Genomic DNA, 14,536 nt, shown 5'->3' with positions numbered 1-14,536 from the left:
GGCAACGACAGCCGGTCGGCCACCTCACGGTACGTGTAGCCGTCGTAGTAGGCGAGGGTGACGGACTGCCGCTGCAGAGCCGTCAGGCGGTCGAGACCTGCCGTGAGCCCGTGTCACCGTCGTGAGGAGCCGGTGAAGCCCCGACGGTGGACCTGTGTGAATTCGGGTACTCGGGGGCGCAGCGCGTTCCGTCGCACCGCGGCGGGAGTGCGGAACGGGTGCGAGAAGGGTGCGAGAAGGGGGCGCTCAGATGCCGGAACCGGTGCGGCCACGGCGGCCGGTGACTGCCCGCTTCTGCGTCATTATGCTCATCTGAGTATAATATGCACCAAATGTGCGCTACTGGGCTTATGTGGCTCTCCGCGGGGAACTTGGTCTCCGCGGCCGGCCGCCGGCTACCACCCGGAGGATCAGCCCTCCGCCTGGGCGTCCGGGCATACCCCGAGGAGTGAACGTGAGTATGCGTATCGGAGTGGAGGAAGAGTTCCACGTCCTGGAGGTGGAGAGCGGGCTCCTGGCGCCACGCGCCGAAGCCGTCCTGGAGCACCTGCCCAAACGGACCTTCACCACCGAGCTGCATCAGTCGACGGTCGAGTCGAACAGCGGTGTGCACGCGTCGCTGGACGACCTGTACGCCGATCTCACCGAGACGAGACGGCGACTCGACAAGGCGGCCGCCTCGTCGGGGCTGGCCGTGATGGCCGCGGGCACCGCGCCCCTCGCGCCGGCCGTCTCCGCACACCCCACCGCCGACGCCCGCTATCTGCACATGGCCGAGGAGTACCGAAAGATCGCCGACGAACAGCTGATCTGCGGCGCCCAGGTCCACGTGGACGTGCCCGACCGCGACACGGCCGTGCGCGCCATGTGCGTGGTGTCGCCGTGGCTGCCCGTGCTCCTGGCGCTCTCCGCGAGCTCCCCGTTCTGGCAGGGCGCCGACACAGGGTACGCCAGCTGGCGCACCCTGGTGTGGCAGCGCTGGCCCACCGCGGGTCCCGCCGGATGCTTCTCCGGCGCGGCCGAGTACGACGCCGCGGTGGAGGACTTCGTCCGCGCGGGGGTCATCAGCGACCCTGGGATGATCTATTACGACGTACGCCCCTCCTCCCACCTGCGCACCCTCGAACTGCGCGTCTGCGACGCCTGCCCGCGCGCGGAGACCGTCGTGCTCATCGCAGGACTCTTCCGCGCCCTGGTGACCGAGGCCCGCGAGCGGCTGCGCACGCGCGGCGAGCCGGGCTGCACCGGACGGCACGAGTGGCTGCGCGGCGCCACCTGGCGCGCGGCCCGATCCGGCCTCGAAGGCGCCCTCGTGGACCCCGAGACGCACCGGGAGGCGCCGGCGCCGCAGGTCCTGCGCAAGCTGCTCGTCCGGCTCCGTCCCGCGCTGGAGGATCACGGCGACTGGGACACCGTCCGCTCGCTGGCGCGATCGGCGCTCGCCGAGGGCAGCGCGGCCCGCCGCATGCGCCGTACGGCACAGGACGAGGACCTGCTGGCCTGCGTCGACATGCTCATCGCCGAGACCCGCGGCGAACGCGCCCTCGGACTGCGCGACACGACCCGGCCCTCCGCCGTGGGCGGCTCGCGCTCCTCCGTCCTGCGGCGGGCGCTGCCGGAGGCCATCGGCCGCTGACGTGCGCGTGAACGCCATGGGCTCGGGCTACTCCGGTTCAGCGGCGCCGTCGGTCGCAGCCCACCGTCGTGCGGCGGCCAGGCAGGCGGCCCCGCGGGCGGACGCACGGGCGGCGCGCGTCCGGTCGTGCCGCAGGCGCACGGAGCCCGTGCGGGGAGCACGCGCACGGAGCATGCCCGACGGCCCCCGTTGTGACGATCCGTTCGGTGGAACCGTTCGGTGAGACGACCCGTTCAGAAAGGTTTTGTCATGTCCAGCAGCACGACTGAGGTCGTGATCGGCGAGGGCGGTCCGGTTCTCCGGCACCGGTCCGCGGACGCCGGCGTGCGGAAGGGAGGCGGTGCGCCATGTGCGGTCTGAGCGGAGAGATCCGCTTCGACGGACGGCGACCTGATCCGGCGGCCGTCGGGCGCATGACCGACCGGCTCGCCGCCCGCGGCCCCGACGGTCAGGGCCTGTGGACGCGGGGCGCGGTGGCGTTGGGACACCGGCGCCTCAAGATCATCGACCCGTCGGACCTCGGGGCCCAGCCGATGACGGACGCCCGGGGCGAGCTCACCGGCGTCTTCAACGGCTGCGTGTACAACTACCGGGAGCTGCGCGACGAACTGCGCGGCCTCGGTCACCGCTTCACGTCGACGTCCGACACCGAAGTGGTGCTCAAGGCCTACCGGCAGTGGGGGACCGCCTGCGTCGAGCACTTCCGCGGCATGTTCGCCTTCGCCCTCGTCGAACACCGCACGGGCCGCGTCGTGCTGGCCCGCGACCGGCTCGGGATCAAGCCCCTCTACCTGTCCCGGACGCCCGGCCGGCTGCGCTTCGCCTCGTCGCTGCCCGCCCTCCTCGCCGCCGGGGACGTGGACACCACGCTCGATCCGACGGCCGTCCACCAATACCTCAGCTGGCACGCCACGGTGGCGGCGCCCCGCACCGTCCTGAACGGCGTGCGCAAGCTTCCCCCGGCCACCGTGCGGGTCGTCGAGCCCGACGGCAGCCACCACGACCACCGCTACTGGCAGCCGTCCTACACGCGCCGCCCCGAGTACGCCGGCATGGGCGCGAACGAATGGCGTGACGCGGTGCTGGAGGCGCTGCGCACCGCCGTGCGACGCCGGATGGTGTCCGACGTCCAGGTCGGCGTGCTGCTCTCCGGCGGCCTCGACTCCAGCCTCATCGTCGCCCTGCTGGCCGACGAGGGACAGCGGGACCTGATGACGTTCAGCGTCGGCTTCGAGTCGGAGGGCGGCGAGGAGGGCGACGAGTTCCGTTACTCGGACCTGGTGTCCCGGGAGTTCGCCACCGACCACCGCCGCCTGATGGCGCCGTCCGACCGGGTGTCGACGGCCCTGGACGGCGCGATCGCGGCCATGAGCGAGCCCATGGTCAGCCACGACGTGGTCGCCTTCTACCTGCTGTCCGAGCTGGTGTCGAAGGAGGTGAAGGTCGTGCAGAGCGGGCAGGGCGCCGACGAGGTGTTCGCCGGCTACCACTGGTACCCGCAGCTGGCCGAGGTCGCCCGGGAGGACGAACCCCGGCAGTACGCCGACACGTACTTCGACCGCCCGCACGCCGACCTCGCCCGGATCCTCCAGCCGCACATGCTGACGCACGACGACGTCTCGGGCGACTTCGTGCGCGCGCACATGGCGGCGCCGGGGGCGGAGAGCGCCCTGGACGCGGCGCTCCGCCTCGACACGCACGTCATGCTCGTCGACGACCCCGTCAAACGGGTCGACAACATGACGATGGCCTGGGGCCTCGAGGCCCGGGTGCCGTTCCTCGACCACGAGCTCGTGGAACTCGCCGCCGCCTGCCCGCCCGAGCTCAAACTCGCCGACGGCGGAAAGGGCGTGCTGAAGGAGGCGGGCCGCAAGCTCCTGCCGCGCGAGGTCGTCGACCGTCCCAAGGGCTACTTCCCGGTCCCCGCGATCCGCCATATGGCCGGTCCCGTCCTGCAGCGCGTGCAGGAGGCGCTGAAGGCGCCCGAGGCGACGGAGCGCGGCCTGTTCCGGGAGTCGTACGTGGCCGAGCTGCTCGCGGCGCCCGACGAGTGCCGGACCAGGCGCGGAGCGAACGCCCTGTGGCAGGTAGCTTTGCTGGAGATATGGCTGCAGACGCACGGAATCACGTGACCGACGGCGACCGGGACGGGCGGGCCGCGCACGGCCCGGCGCGCGCCCTGCGACGGGTCGACGCCGGTCTCACCGCGTTCGGCGCGCCTGCCCCGCCGGCCCCCGCCCGGCACGCCGACCCCCGGCCCGCGGGGGACGGGGAAGCGCCGGGGGCGGTGTGCGAGGCGGCCCCGGCCCTGGTGCTGCTGCCCGACGCGGCCGGACCGCGCGAGGCCGTGAGCCGGCTGCGCTCCCACGGGTGCTGGTACCCCTCCGCGGGCGCGGACGGCGCCGAGGTGGCCTTCATCTGCGACCGCGGCGGGGTCCCCCAGCTCTGGGCCGGTCCCGTGAACAGCGCCGACGTGCGGCTGCTGGACTCCTCGCCGGATCCCGTCACCGAGGTGTCCTGGTCGCCGGACGGCCGCTGGATCGCGTACACCACCGCGCCGGGCGGCGGTGAGCACTCCCGGGTGCTGTGCGTGCGCCCCGACGGCACCGGCCGGCGCGTGCTGGCGGGCGCCGACCCGGGCAGCACCGCCTACCTGGGCTGCTGGTCGCACGACGGCTCCGCGCTCGCCGTCACCGTCACCGCGCCGCCCTCGCTTGTCCCCGGCGACGTCAGGGGCCGAGCTCCGACGGACCGCGGCCCGTCCGACCGTCCTCTCGACGGCGCCCTCCCGCCCGCCGGCTGGGCCGACCGCGGCGGACACGCCACACTCCTCGGCGCTTCCTCGTACGACGCCGGAACCTGGAACGGTCCGGCCACCGTCGCCGCCACTGCCGCCACTGCCGCCACTGCCGCCACTGCCGCCACTGCCGCCACTGCGACGGTGACCGGGGCGCCGGGCGGCACGCCGGCCGACGTGAGCGCGCCGGCGGCGGCGACCGTGCGCCCCGACGGCGGTCTCTCGGTCTACCTGATCGACCCCGACGGTCTGGCGTCGCCGGTCCTGCTGACCACGGAGACCCACGCGGCCACCCTGCGGGCGTGCGACCTCAGCCGGGACGGTTCGCTCGTGCTGCTGCGCCGGGGACCGCGTGGCCGGCGCGAGGCCGTGGTGCGGCGGACCGACGACGCGACGGCCACCTTCGCCCTGCCGGTCGCCGACGGAGACCCGTGGATCGGCAGGTTCTCGCCCGACGCCCGCACGCTGTGGCTGCGCAGCAACGCCGACCGGGAGTACGCGGCGCTCCTCGCCGTGGTCCTCGACGCGGACGGCCGACCCGACGCCGCGTCCGACGGCGCCCAAGAAGCGCCGCACCACGCCTCCGCCGTCCCGCCCGCCGTCACACCCGTCGCGACGTCCGTCGTCGCGGAACGGGACGGCTGCGACCTCGAGCTGCTGGCGATGGCCCACGACGGCCGCACCGCGGCCCTGGCCTGGAACACCCGGGGGGCGAGCGAACTCGAACTGGTCGAGACCTTCCCCGCCCTCTGGGGCCTTCCCGCACCGCAGGCTCCCGACGCCACCGGCCCGGCGCGGCCCATCCCCCTGCCCCACGAGGTCGTCACCCGTGTCACGGCGGCCGGCGCGGGACGTCTGCTGCTCGCGATGTCGGGCTCGCAGCGCCGCCCCGGCGTGTGGTGGGCCCACGAAGGCGTCTCCCTGCTCCGCACCCCCTGGTCCTCGAAGGACGAGGACGCCGTCCCGCCGTCCCGCCCGCCCGTGCGTCCCGTCCCGCTGCGGCTGACCGCGCGCGACGGGCTGCCGCTGAGCGGCTGGTACTACCGCGCGCCGGGCCGTCCCCCGAGCGTGCCCGCTCCATGCGTGATCCATCTGCACGGCGGCCCCGAGGAACAGGAACGCCCGGTCTTCCACCCGCTCTACCACGAGCTGACGGGACGCGGCCTGGACGTCTTCGCCCCGGACGTGCGCGGATCCTCGGGCCACGGCCGCTCGTTCGTCGACGCCGACCTCGGAGCGGGCCGCTTCGCCGCCCTGGACGACGTCGCCGACTGCGCGGCCCACATCGTCACGACGGGTCTCGCCGACCCGACACGGCTGGCCGTCATGGGCCGCTCCTACGGCGGCTACCTGACCTTCGCCTCGCTGGTGGGGCACCCCGAGTTGTTCCGCACCGGGGTGGCCGTCTGCGGCATGTCGGACTTCCTGACGTTCTTCGCCGCGACGGAGCCCTGGCTCGCGGAGTCCGCCGCGCACAAGTACGGTCACCCCGACCGTGACCGGGAACTGCTGCGGTCCCTGTCGCCGATGACCCGGATCGACGCGCTGCGCGTCCCGGTGCTGGCCGTCCACGGCGAACACGACACCAACGTGCCGCCGGAGGAGTCGCGCCAGTTCGTGCGGGCCGCCCGCGAACGGGGCCTGGCCGCCGAGATGCTGACGCTGCGCGACGAGGGCCACGACTTCCTGCGCGCGGACAACCGGCGACTGTTCCGCCGGGCCGCCGGCGACTGGATGGAGCGCCACCTCCTCCTGTGAACGCCGTCCGAGGTGTGTGAACGATTCCCGCATTCGGTGTGCGTAGAGCGACGGACGCGGGGTAGTCGATTGCGAGTCGGCGGGAAGCGGCGCGATGCCTGGGAGGTCGAGCGCCGCTTCCCGCCACCGTCAGCACCCTCGCTCGGGGCCGCGGACCGGGCGTGCGGCAGCCGAAGACGGTGATGGCAGGATGGTTGGCATGGACATCCGTCGCAGGAACAACGTCGTCGTCACCGGCAGGCCCGACGGGCCGGTGGTGGTGCTGGCCCATGGATTCGGCTGTGACCAGAACATGTGGCGGCTGACGGTTCCCGCTCTGGCGGAGCACTACCGGGTGGTGTTGTTCGACTACGTCGGCTCGGGCAGGTCGGACCTGTCGGCGTGGGACGAGAAGCGGTACTCGACCCTCGCGGGCTACGCACAGGACGTCGTCGACGTCTGCGAGGAACTGGATCTGCGCGACGCGGCCTTCGTCGGTCACTCGGTGAGCGCGATGGCAGGGGTGCTCGCCGTGCGGGCGGCGCCGGAGCGGATCGGGTCCCTGGTAATGGTGGCACCGTCGCCCTGCTACATCGACGCCGACGGCTACCGCGGCGGATTCAGCGCCGAGGACATCGACGAGCTGCTCGCGTCCCTGGAGTCGAACTACCTGGGCTGGTCGGCGGCCATGGCCCCGGTCATCATGGGCAACCCCGAACGGCCGGAGCTGGGCGAGGAGTTGGCGAACAGCTTCTGCGCCACCGACCCGGACATCGCCCGCGTCTTCGCGCGGACCACGTTCCTGTCGGACTCCCGCGACGACCTCAAGGGCGTGACGGTGCCTACCCTGGTCCTGGAGTGCGTCCAGGACGCCATCGCCCCGCGCGAGGTCGGCGCCTACGTGCACGACCGGATCCCCGGCTCCACCCTGGTGACGCTGCCGGCCACCGGGCACTGCCCGCAGCTGTCCGCCCCGCAGGCCACCAACGCCGCCGTCCTCGACTTCCTGCGCGGCCTGCGGTGATGTGCCCCGCCGGAGAAAGCCCGGAGCCCTACGGGGCGGACGCGCCGTCGACCGACGCCGCGTTCACCGCGCTGCTCGAGGACAGCGCCGAGGACCTGTACGAGTCGGCGCCGTGCGGATACCTGTCGACGCTGATGGACGGCACCATCGCCAAGATCAACGCCACGCTGCTGGGCTGGCTCGGCCTGGAACGCCGGGCCGTGGTGGGCCGGATGCGGTTCGCCGACCTGCTCACCGTCGGCGGCAGGCTCTACCACGAGACGCACTTCGCGCCGCTGCTGCAGATGAAGGGCGAGGTCAGCGGTATCGCGCTGGAGATGAGAAAGGCCGCCGGCGGACGCATCCCGGTGCTGGTCTCCTCCGTCGTCAAGCACGGCAGCGAGGGCGAACCGCTGCTGATCCGCACGACCGTCTTCGACGCCTCCCACCGGCGTTCCTACGAGGAGGAACTGCTGCGCCGCAAGCGCGAGGCGGAACAGGCGCACCGGCAGGCCGAGGCCGACCGGGCCCGGCTGAAGGAAGCCCTCGCCGCACTGCAGCAGTCGCTGCTGCCCGCGACCCTGCCGCACGTGCCGGGCGTGGAGACGGCCGTGTACTACCACACGGCTGCCCCGGACCGGCTCGGCGGCGACTTCTACGACCTCTTCGCCCTGGACGGCTCACGCTGGGCGTTCTTCCTCGGCGACGTGTGCGGCAAGGGCCCCAAGGCCGCCGCGGTCACCTCGCTGACCCGCTACACCCTGCGTGCGGCGGCCCTGCACGACCCCGACCCCGTCAGCGCGCTCACCACCTTGAACACGGTGCTGCACGAGCGTTACACCGGCGGCGACCCGCGCTACTGCACGGCGATCTTCGGCATCCTCACCCCTGACCCGGACACAGGTCACGTCACCGTCGCCCTGGCCTCCGGCGGCCATCCGCCGGCCCTCGTCGTCCGCGGCGACGGGGAGACGGACTTCCTGCCCACTCCCGGAGGGCTCCTGGTCGGCGTGCTGCCCCGGGCCGACTTCACGCCCGCCGCCACCACGCTCGGCCCCGGCGACACGCTCCTGCTGTACACCGACGGCCTGACCGAGGCGCGCACCGGACCCGACCGCGCCGACCTGTACGGAGATCACGCCCTGCGCGAGTTCGTCGCCGCGCACGCCGGCGCGTCGCCGCACGGGATCGTCCAGGCCCTGACCGGCCTGCTGGAAGGCCTCGGCGACGGAGTCGACGACGACACCGCGCTGCTCGCCATCGGCGTCCCCGGCCCCCGTCCGGCACCCCTTCCGGCAAGGGATCACTCGAGATGAAGACAGTGAAGATCGCCGCTCGCGACGCGGCCACCGGTCCTGTGATCGAGATCGTCGGCGACCTCGACTACGCCACCGCGCACGAGCTGGGCGACTTCGTCGCCCGGACCGCCCTGCTTCCCGGTCAGTGCGTGGTCCTCGACCTGGCGCGACTGGAGTTCTGCGACTCCAGCGGTATCACCGCCCTGATCGCGGCCCGCAACCACGCGGCCGCGGCCGGGGCCGACGTCGCGCTGGCCGCCGTCCCCGCCAACACACTGCGCGTCCTGAGGATCGTCGGACTCGACCAGGTCTTCGCCCTCCACCCCGACGCGCACTCGGCGACCGGCGACCGCCCGACCGCCCCGCCGCCCGGCTAGCACCGCCCGCGCGGCAGGCGCAGCCGGGCCCGGCGACGCGGGAATCGGGTGTGAGGAGGCCCGGAGAGGGGACTTGGAGTGCAGGCAGGGTCCAGCGGCGTTCCCATGGGGCTGACCCGGCCCAGGCTTCTTCGGTTCAGACTGCGTGCCGGGGGAGCCGCCCCCGAGGGGTCACGAGAGTCCGCCCTTGTCGCAGACCAGGCGCGCGACCTCGCGGAGCTTGACGTTGTTCTCCTGCGAGTAGCGGCGCAGCACGTCGAAGGCCTGCTCCTCGCTGAGGCGGTGGCTCCCCATGAGGATGCCCATGGCCTCGCCGATGGCGTGCCGGGTGGCGACGGCCTGCTCCATCTGGGCATGCGTGCGGGCGCTGGAGAAGGCGACCGCCGCGTGCGAGGCCAGCAGCCAGCCGGCCAGCTCACTGGCCTCGCCGAACGCGCCGGGCTTGCGCGAGTAGAGATTCAGCGCGCCGAGATCCTCTTCCTCGGTGAAGAGCAGAAAACCCATCATGCTGCCCAGGCCGAGCGCGTGGGCCTGCGGGGCGTAGGCGGGCCAGCGCTGATGCTCGGCGGTGAGGTCGGCGATGCGGTAGACCCGCTCTCCGGTCCCGCTGCGGGCGGCGTCGAAGCACGGACCCTCGCCGAGCCGCGCCTGCAGCCGGTCGCTGTCGACGACCAGACGATCGGTGGGGGCGAGCGACTCCACCTGCGAGTCGTGCAGCACGAGGATGCCGGCGGCGTCGCATCCGGCCACCAGCTCGGTGGCCGATGTGGTGATCCGCTCGAGCGTGGCTCCGACGGTGTCCTGCGCGAGGAGATCCCGCGCCATCGACGCCATCTGCTCCGCAAACCGGCCCCAGTCCACGTCGCCTCCACTCCTCAGCCTGCCTGAAACCACCGCATACCCAGCTTTGCACGCGAGCAGCACCACGCGAGCGGCACCACAGTGCGACGAGCCCGCCGGGCGCACCGGGAAAGCACAACACGCCGGGGCCGGCGGCGGGACGACGGATCCGTCACGTCAGTCGACGGTGTCGGGCCGGCACGCTGTGGCGAGGGCGACGAGGCAGACGCAGAGGCTGAGACCGAGGTGGGGGCGGGGCGGCGCCGTGGACGGCTCAGAGACGCTCGCGGCCGGGTGGGCGCCTGTCCCGGGTGCGCGGTGCGCTATTCGGGGGGCGGGGCGGGGGTCGTGGCGGCGCGGTCGGCGCGGCCGCCGGGGCCCAGGAGGCCTGTCGGGCGCAACGGCTCGGCTGCTTCGAGCCGGGGCAGGGTCCGCCGCGTCGCACGCAGCACGAGGGGAGGGATCGCCGCCCGGCCCACCTGGGCCAGCCGCAGCCACGAGGGGATGTAGACAGCGGTGCGCCGCTGTTCCACGGCACGGACCAGGCGGGCCGCGACGGCCTCCGCGGGGTGCACACGCCGGGCGGGAAACGGCATGTGGGTCCGCAACTCGCGCAGGGCGGCGTGCTGGTCGCCGGCACGGATCATGCCGGTGTCGATCCAGCTGAGGTAGGCGAGGCCCACGGCCACGTCATGGTGCGCGACCTCGGCCCGCAGGGAGTGGGCGAAGGCCTCCACCCCGGACTTCGACGCGCAGTACGCGCTCATCAGCGGGGCGGCGCCGAGGGACGCCAGCGAGGCGATCTGCAGGTGGTAGCCGGCGGTCCGCATCAGGTCGGGCAGGAAGGCCCGGGCCGTCTGCGCGCTGCCGACGAGGTTGACCTCCACCACGCGGCGCCACGTCACGGCGTCGGAGCGGGCGAAGGGCGCGGCTTCGGAGACGCCCGCGTTGGCCACGACCGCCGACGGCGGGCCCAGGCGGCCGCGGACGACTTCGGCGGCGTCGTGGAGGGCCTCGTCGTCGGTGACGTCGACCCGCAGGGCCAGCGTGGTCGCCGGCAGTGCGGCCGCCGTCGCCTGCAGCGCCGCCCCGTCGTGGTCGAGCAGGGCCAGTCGCGCCCCCCGCCCGGCGAGCGCGGCCGCGAGCGCCGCTCCCACGCCGCGTGCCGCACCGGTGATCACGACGGTGCGGTTCTTGAGGGGGCTGCCGTCCACGACGGGACTCCCTTCTGGTCCTGCTTCTGCTTCTGGTTCCGCTTCTGCGGCCCGGCCGGGCGGGGAGTGACCGGCCTCGTACCGGCGCCGGTACGAACGCGCCGGCCCGGCTCATCCCGGGCGGTCGTCGCCGTCTGTCGGGCGCGCGGTGTGGGCGGGGTGGCCGACGGTGCGTCGCGCCTCCTTCATCTCGGCCTCGTACAGGTGGTCGCGGCCCTGGGCCAGTTGGTTCACGGCCTCACGCGCGAGATGAGTGAACGGCCGGTGGTAGGTCGCGTCGTACGCCTCGACGATCTGGAAGGTCCAGTGCCCCGGGATGACGTTGCGGCCCAGGATCTCTGTGCGCACCTTGTCGGCCCACTCGGGGTGGCCCGCCTTGCGCAGCAGGTCGACGGCCTCGTCCAGCTGGAGATCCGCCGTGCCGGTCAGCTGATGGAAGCTGTAGAGGTGGCCTCGCGCGCGTTCGGTGGTCTCCAGGGCCTTGGACAGCGCCCCGAGCGCTTCCACGGTCGCGTCGCCGACGCCTTCGGGACGCCGGTGGGCGCGGTCGGGGCCGTCCGGCGCAAGGGCGTCCCCGGTGGGCTCGGCGCCGTCCTTCGGGATGTCCATGGCGATGTCCGTTCCTTGTGCGAAGGGGGAGGGGCGAGTCGGTTCAGGGCGCGTGCGGGGACTTCCGGCCGGTGCGGTCCCGGCGGGTGAGGACGCGCTGGGCGCGGGTGAGACCCGACAGGCGCTGCCGGTGCAGTGCGGCGCGGGCAGCGTTGGCTCCCGGGGCCCCGTGGACGCCTCCGCCCGGGTGCGCGGAGGCCGAGGCGAGATAGAGCCCCTTGACGGGCGTCTCGGGGCGGCCGGTTCCGGGCACGGGGCGGAAGACGAGCTGCTGGTGCATGGCTGCGGTGCCGCCGTTGATCGCGCCTTGGTGCAGGTTGCCGTCCAGCGCCTGGAGCGTGGGCGGGGCGAGGATGCGCCGGGCGCGGATGAGGGAGCGGAATCCGGGAGCGAACCGCTCGACCTGACGTTCGACCCGGTCGGCCATGATCTCCTGCTCCCGGGGGCTCCAGGCGCCCGTCAGCCCCTCGTCGCCCGCGTCCGACGTGATGACCTGCGGCAGATGCGTGTACGCCCACGCGGCCTCGGTTCCCCGCGGGGAGCGTGACGCGTCCGCCGTCGTCATCTGGCCGAAGAGGGCGAAAGGACGGTCGGGAGCCTGGCCCATGGCGAGCTGGGCCGCGAAGCGGGTGAGCTCGTCCACGCCGTCGGCGAGATGGACCGTGCCGGCCTGCGCGGCGGGCGCGGCCCGCCAGGGCACGGGACCGTCGCACGCCCAGTCCACCTTGAAGGTCGCGAAGTCCCACTCGAAGCGCCGGAGGTCGTCGAGCACCTGGGACGGCAGGTGCTCGGCCTCGACGAGCTCCCCGTACAGCGCCGACGCCGACACGTCCGCGAGGACGGCGCGCCGCGCGCCCACCGTCTCGCCCTCGACGGTGCGCACGCCGACGGCCCGCCCGCCCCGCACGATCACGCGGTGCACGCGCTGTCCGCAGCGCAGCACGCCCCCGCGCGACTGCAGCCGGCGTACGAGCGCACCGGTCAGCGCGCCCGCGCCGCCGACCGGCACGGGGAAGCCGAAGCTCTGCCCCAGCATGGACATCAGCCAGCCGAAGCCCCCGCTCCCGGCGGCCTCCGGAGCCAGGTCGGCGTGCAGCGCGTTCCCGGCCAGCAGCAGCCCGCCGCCCTCCCCCCGGAACTCCTCGCTCCCCATGCGGCGCACCGGCAGGACCAGCGTGCGGGCCATCCGCAGCCCGCCGGCCCCCCTGAGCCTCGCGGCGAGCCGGGCCGTGGCGCGCAGCGGCGGGAACGGCGTGAACAGGGCGTCCAGAATGTCCGGGCCGAGACGGTCCCACGTGTCGTGCAGACGCCGCCACGCGTCGCCGTCGCCGGGGTGGAAGGCGTCGAGGGAGTCGGCAGTGGCGTCGAGGTCCCGGGCGAGGACCGCGCACCTGCCGTCGGTGAGGGGATGGGCCAGCACACGGGGCGCGTGGCTCCAGCGCAGCCCGTGGTCGCCCAGTCGCAGCCGCCTCAGCACGGGTGACGCGGCGGCGAGCGGATAGAACGAGCTGAAGAGGTCGCTGACGAACTCCGGGTCCACTCCCCGGTCATGGCGCACCGCGCCACCGGGCTCGGGCTGCGCCTCCAGGACCTCCACGCTCCAGCCCTCGTCGGCGAGCAGGTTGGCCGCCACCAGCCCGTTGGGACCGGCGCCGATCACCACCGCGTCAGGCAGGGCCGCCGCCACATCAGGCATGGCCGCCAGCGCGTCACGCATGACCGCCGCCGACGCCCTGCGCCGCCTCCCTGCGCCCTGGAGAGTCGGCCGGCCGTTCGGACCTGCCCTGTTCCTCGCACACCCGGGCGAGCCGGGCCAGCATCGCGCGGTGCCGCAGCTGGATGAGTCCTTCGAAGCCCACGTTGTGGAGCCGCCCGCTCGCTCCCTGCAGCGGATGTTCGTCCACGATCACCAGACAGTGCTCACCCCAGGGGCGCAGCTCGACGGCGATCCGCGCCGATCCCAGCATGCCCGCGTGCGCCTCGAGCTCCAGCTCGGATCCCTCTGCGCAATGCCGGACGACCGTCTCGTTGGTGAGCCGGAGAGGGCCGATGCGCACTTCGTAACCGATGGCGGAACCGACCTGCGGCCACTGTCCCCGCACCGGCTCGGAGGACGCCGTTCCCACCACCCACTCCGCATAGCGACCGCCGTCCGCGAGGACGGCCCACACGGTCCGTGGGCTCACCTTGATCAGACGATGCCGTACCGCCACGCCACACCTCCAGAGCACCGGGACAGGTCCAGGTCACCCGCCGAGTGCCCAGCTCGGGACGCCCCAACCGCCGCCCCGTGTTCCGTCGCCGACCCCGCGGAACCCCCGTCCGTCGGGCGCCGTCGGAGTCAGAGCAGGCCGAGGTCGCCGAGCTCCTTGTGCAGGGCGGCGCGCGAGCTCTCGGCGGCGTCGCCGTGGCCGGCGTCCGCCGTGTCGCCGGTCGTCGTACGGCGGTCCGTCTTCGTCCCGCCGCCCCGGGGGCGGTCGCGGCCCCGCGTGCGGTCGCGGTCGCGGAACAGCCACGCCCCCAGCAGACCGCCGACCAGCCCTCCCAGGTGCGCGAGCCAGCTCACCCCGGGCGTCCCTGGGACGGCGACGGTGAGCATGTAGGCGAAGGAGGCCGCCATCACGAGGCCGACGAGCGTGTCCAGCAGGTGCCGGTCGAAGAGGCCGCGGACGACGACGTAACCGAAGTAGCCGAAGATCAGCCCGCTGGCGCCGACCGTCTCGACGTGTCCGTCCTCGAAGAACCAGACCGCGAGTCCGCTGGTCACCGCCACCAGCAGGCTGAGCCCGAGGAAACGCACCACACCCCGGTAGGCGGCGAGGAAGCCGAACACGAACAGCGGGCCGGAGTTGCTCTCGATGTGCGCCCAACTCCAGTGCAGGAAAGGCGCGGTGAGCAGGTGCGGCAGGCTGCCCGTCTCGCCGGGCACCAGGCCGTACTCGCGGGCCGTGGCGTAGCCGTCCGCGGAGTTGACGATCTGCGCCAGCCAGACCAGCGCCAGAAACCCGAACATCACGAAGAACGC

At 73.6% G+C, this 14,536-nt stretch carries 12 protein-coding genes and 1 pseudogene; 6 read left to right on the top strand and 7 right to left on the bottom strand.

Features of this window, described 5'->3' with window-relative positions:
* Positions 1-95: pseudogene (locus ABT300_RS33780) on the bottom strand (sigma factor-like helix-turn-helix DNA-binding protein); the annotation flags it as partial.
* Between the two features lie 365 nt (positions 96-460).
* Between ABT300_RS33780 and ABT300_RS33775 the strand changes: the two are divergent.
* The 6 genes from ABT300_RS33775 (at position 461) to ABT300_RS33750 (ending at position 8,848) form a co-directional block, all read left to right on the top strand.
* Positions 461-1,636, top strand: a complete 1,176-nt coding sequence (locus ABT300_RS33775; RefSeq protein WP_351683948.1) for a carboxylate-amine ligase — start codon at positions 461-463, stop codon at positions 1,634-1,636.
* 347 nt (positions 1,637-1,983) lie between these two features.
* Positions 1,984-3,768 (top strand): N-acetylglutaminylglutamine amidotransferase, encoded by a 1,785-nt coding sequence (locus ABT300_RS33770; protein ID WP_351683940.1) that lies wholly within the window; start codon positions 1,984-1,986, stop codon positions 3,766-3,768.
* The gene (locus ABT300_RS33765) at positions 3,741-6,191 is read left to right on the top strand and encodes a S9 family peptidase (protein ID WP_502978054.1); all 2,451 of its coding nucleotides are present in this window, start codon (positions 3,741-3,743) and stop codon (positions 6,189-6,191) included. Before ABT300_RS33770 ends, ABT300_RS33765 begins: the two co-directional genes overlap by 28 nt.
* 199 nt (positions 6,192-6,390) lie before the next feature.
* Positions 6,391-7,194 (top strand): alpha/beta fold hydrolase, encoded by an 804-nt coding sequence (locus ABT300_RS33760; RefSeq protein ID WP_351683935.1) that lies wholly within the window; start codon positions 6,391-6,393, stop codon positions 7,192-7,194.
* On the top strand, positions 7,194-8,489 hold the full coding sequence (locus ABT300_RS33755) for a PP2C family protein-serine/threonine phosphatase (protein ID WP_351683932.1): 1,296 nt from the start codon (positions 7,194-7,196) through the stop codon (positions 8,487-8,489). The genes ABT300_RS33760 and ABT300_RS33755 overlap by 1 nt, the downstream gene beginning before the upstream one ends.
* Complete coding sequence (locus ABT300_RS33750) at positions 8,486-8,848, top strand: STAS domain-containing protein (protein WP_351683929.1); 363 nt, start codon at positions 8,486-8,488, stop codon at positions 8,846-8,848. The genes ABT300_RS33755 and ABT300_RS33750 overlap by 4 nt, the downstream gene beginning before the upstream one ends.
* Before the next feature lie 171 nt (positions 8,849-9,019).
* Here the strand turns inward: ABT300_RS33750 and ABT300_RS33745 are convergent, their stop codons facing one another.
* The 6 genes from ABT300_RS33745 to ABT300_RS33720 all read right to left on the bottom strand — a co-directional run.
* On the bottom strand, positions 9,020-9,682 hold the full coding sequence (locus ABT300_RS33745) for a GAF and ANTAR domain-containing protein (protein ID WP_351683945.1): 663 nt from the start codon (positions 9,680-9,682) through the stop codon (positions 9,020-9,022).
* A 329-nt stretch (positions 9,683-10,011) separates the two neighbouring features.
* Positions 10,012-10,902, bottom strand: coding sequence for a short-chain dehydrogenase/reductase (locus tag ABT300_RS33740; RefSeq protein ID WP_351683927.1), 891 nt, complete (start codon positions 10,900-10,902; stop codon positions 10,012-10,014).
* Positions 10,903-11,013: 111 nt separating this feature from the next.
* Positions 11,014-11,511: a hypothetical protein gene (locus ABT300_RS33735; RefSeq protein WP_351683924.1), complete on the bottom strand. Its 498-nt coding sequence runs from the start codon at positions 11,509-11,511 to the stop codon at positions 11,014-11,016.
* A 43-nt stretch (positions 11,512-11,554) separates the two neighbouring features.
* On the bottom strand, positions 11,555-13,186 hold the full coding sequence (locus ABT300_RS33730; protein ID WP_351683943.1) for a phytoene desaturase family protein: 1,632 nt from the start codon (positions 13,184-13,186) through the stop codon (positions 11,555-11,557).
* Between the two features lie 34 nt (positions 13,187-13,220).
* A complete protein-coding gene (locus tag ABT300_RS33725) occupies positions 13,221-13,724 on the bottom strand; it encodes an SRPBCC family protein (protein ID WP_351683921.1) in 504 nt (167 codons plus the stop codon).
* A gap of 128 nt (positions 13,725-13,852) precedes the next feature.
* Positions 13,853-14,536: rhomboid family intramembrane serine protease (locus tag ABT300_RS33720; RefSeq protein WP_351683918.1), on the bottom strand; the 684-nt coding region annotated here is incomplete at its 5' end.

Source organism: Streptomyces sp. NPDC001027 (assembly GCF_040299045.1).
GTDB lineage: Bacteria > Actinomycetota > Actinomycetes > Streptomycetales > Streptomycetaceae > Streptomyces.
This window is presented reverse-complemented; position numbering and strand designations above follow the sequence as displayed.

Coding starts and splice junctions, on each gene's coding strand:
- ABT300_RS33750 (WP_351683929.1), top strand. CDS start 8,486: ATGAAGACAGTGAAGATCGCCGCTCGCGACGCGGCCACCGGTCCTGTG.
- ABT300_RS33765 (WP_502978054.1), top strand. CDS start 3,741: ATGGCTGCAGACGCACGGAATCACGTGACCGACGGCGACCGGGACGGG.
- ABT300_RS33755 (WP_351683932.1), top strand. CDS start 7,194: ATGTGCCCCGCCGGAGAAAGCCCGGAGCCCTACGGGGCGGACGCGCCG.
- ABT300_RS33735 (WP_351683924.1), bottom strand. CDS start 11,511: ATGGACATCCCGAAGGACGGCGCCGAGCCCACCGGGGACGCCCTTGCG.
- ABT300_RS33775 (WP_351683948.1), top strand. CDS start 461: ATGCGTATCGGAGTGGAGGAAGAGTTCCACGTCCTGGAGGTGGAGAGC.
- ABT300_RS33770 (WP_351683940.1), top strand. CDS start 1,984: ATGTGCGGTCTGAGCGGAGAGATCCGCTTCGACGGACGGCGACCTGAT.
- ABT300_RS33745 (WP_351683945.1), bottom strand. CDS start 9,682: ATGGCGTCGATGGCGCGGGATCTCCTCGCGCAGGACACCGTCGGAGCC.
- ABT300_RS33760 (WP_351683935.1), top strand. CDS start 6,391: ATGGACATCCGTCGCAGGAACAACGTCGTCGTCACCGGCAGGCCCGAC.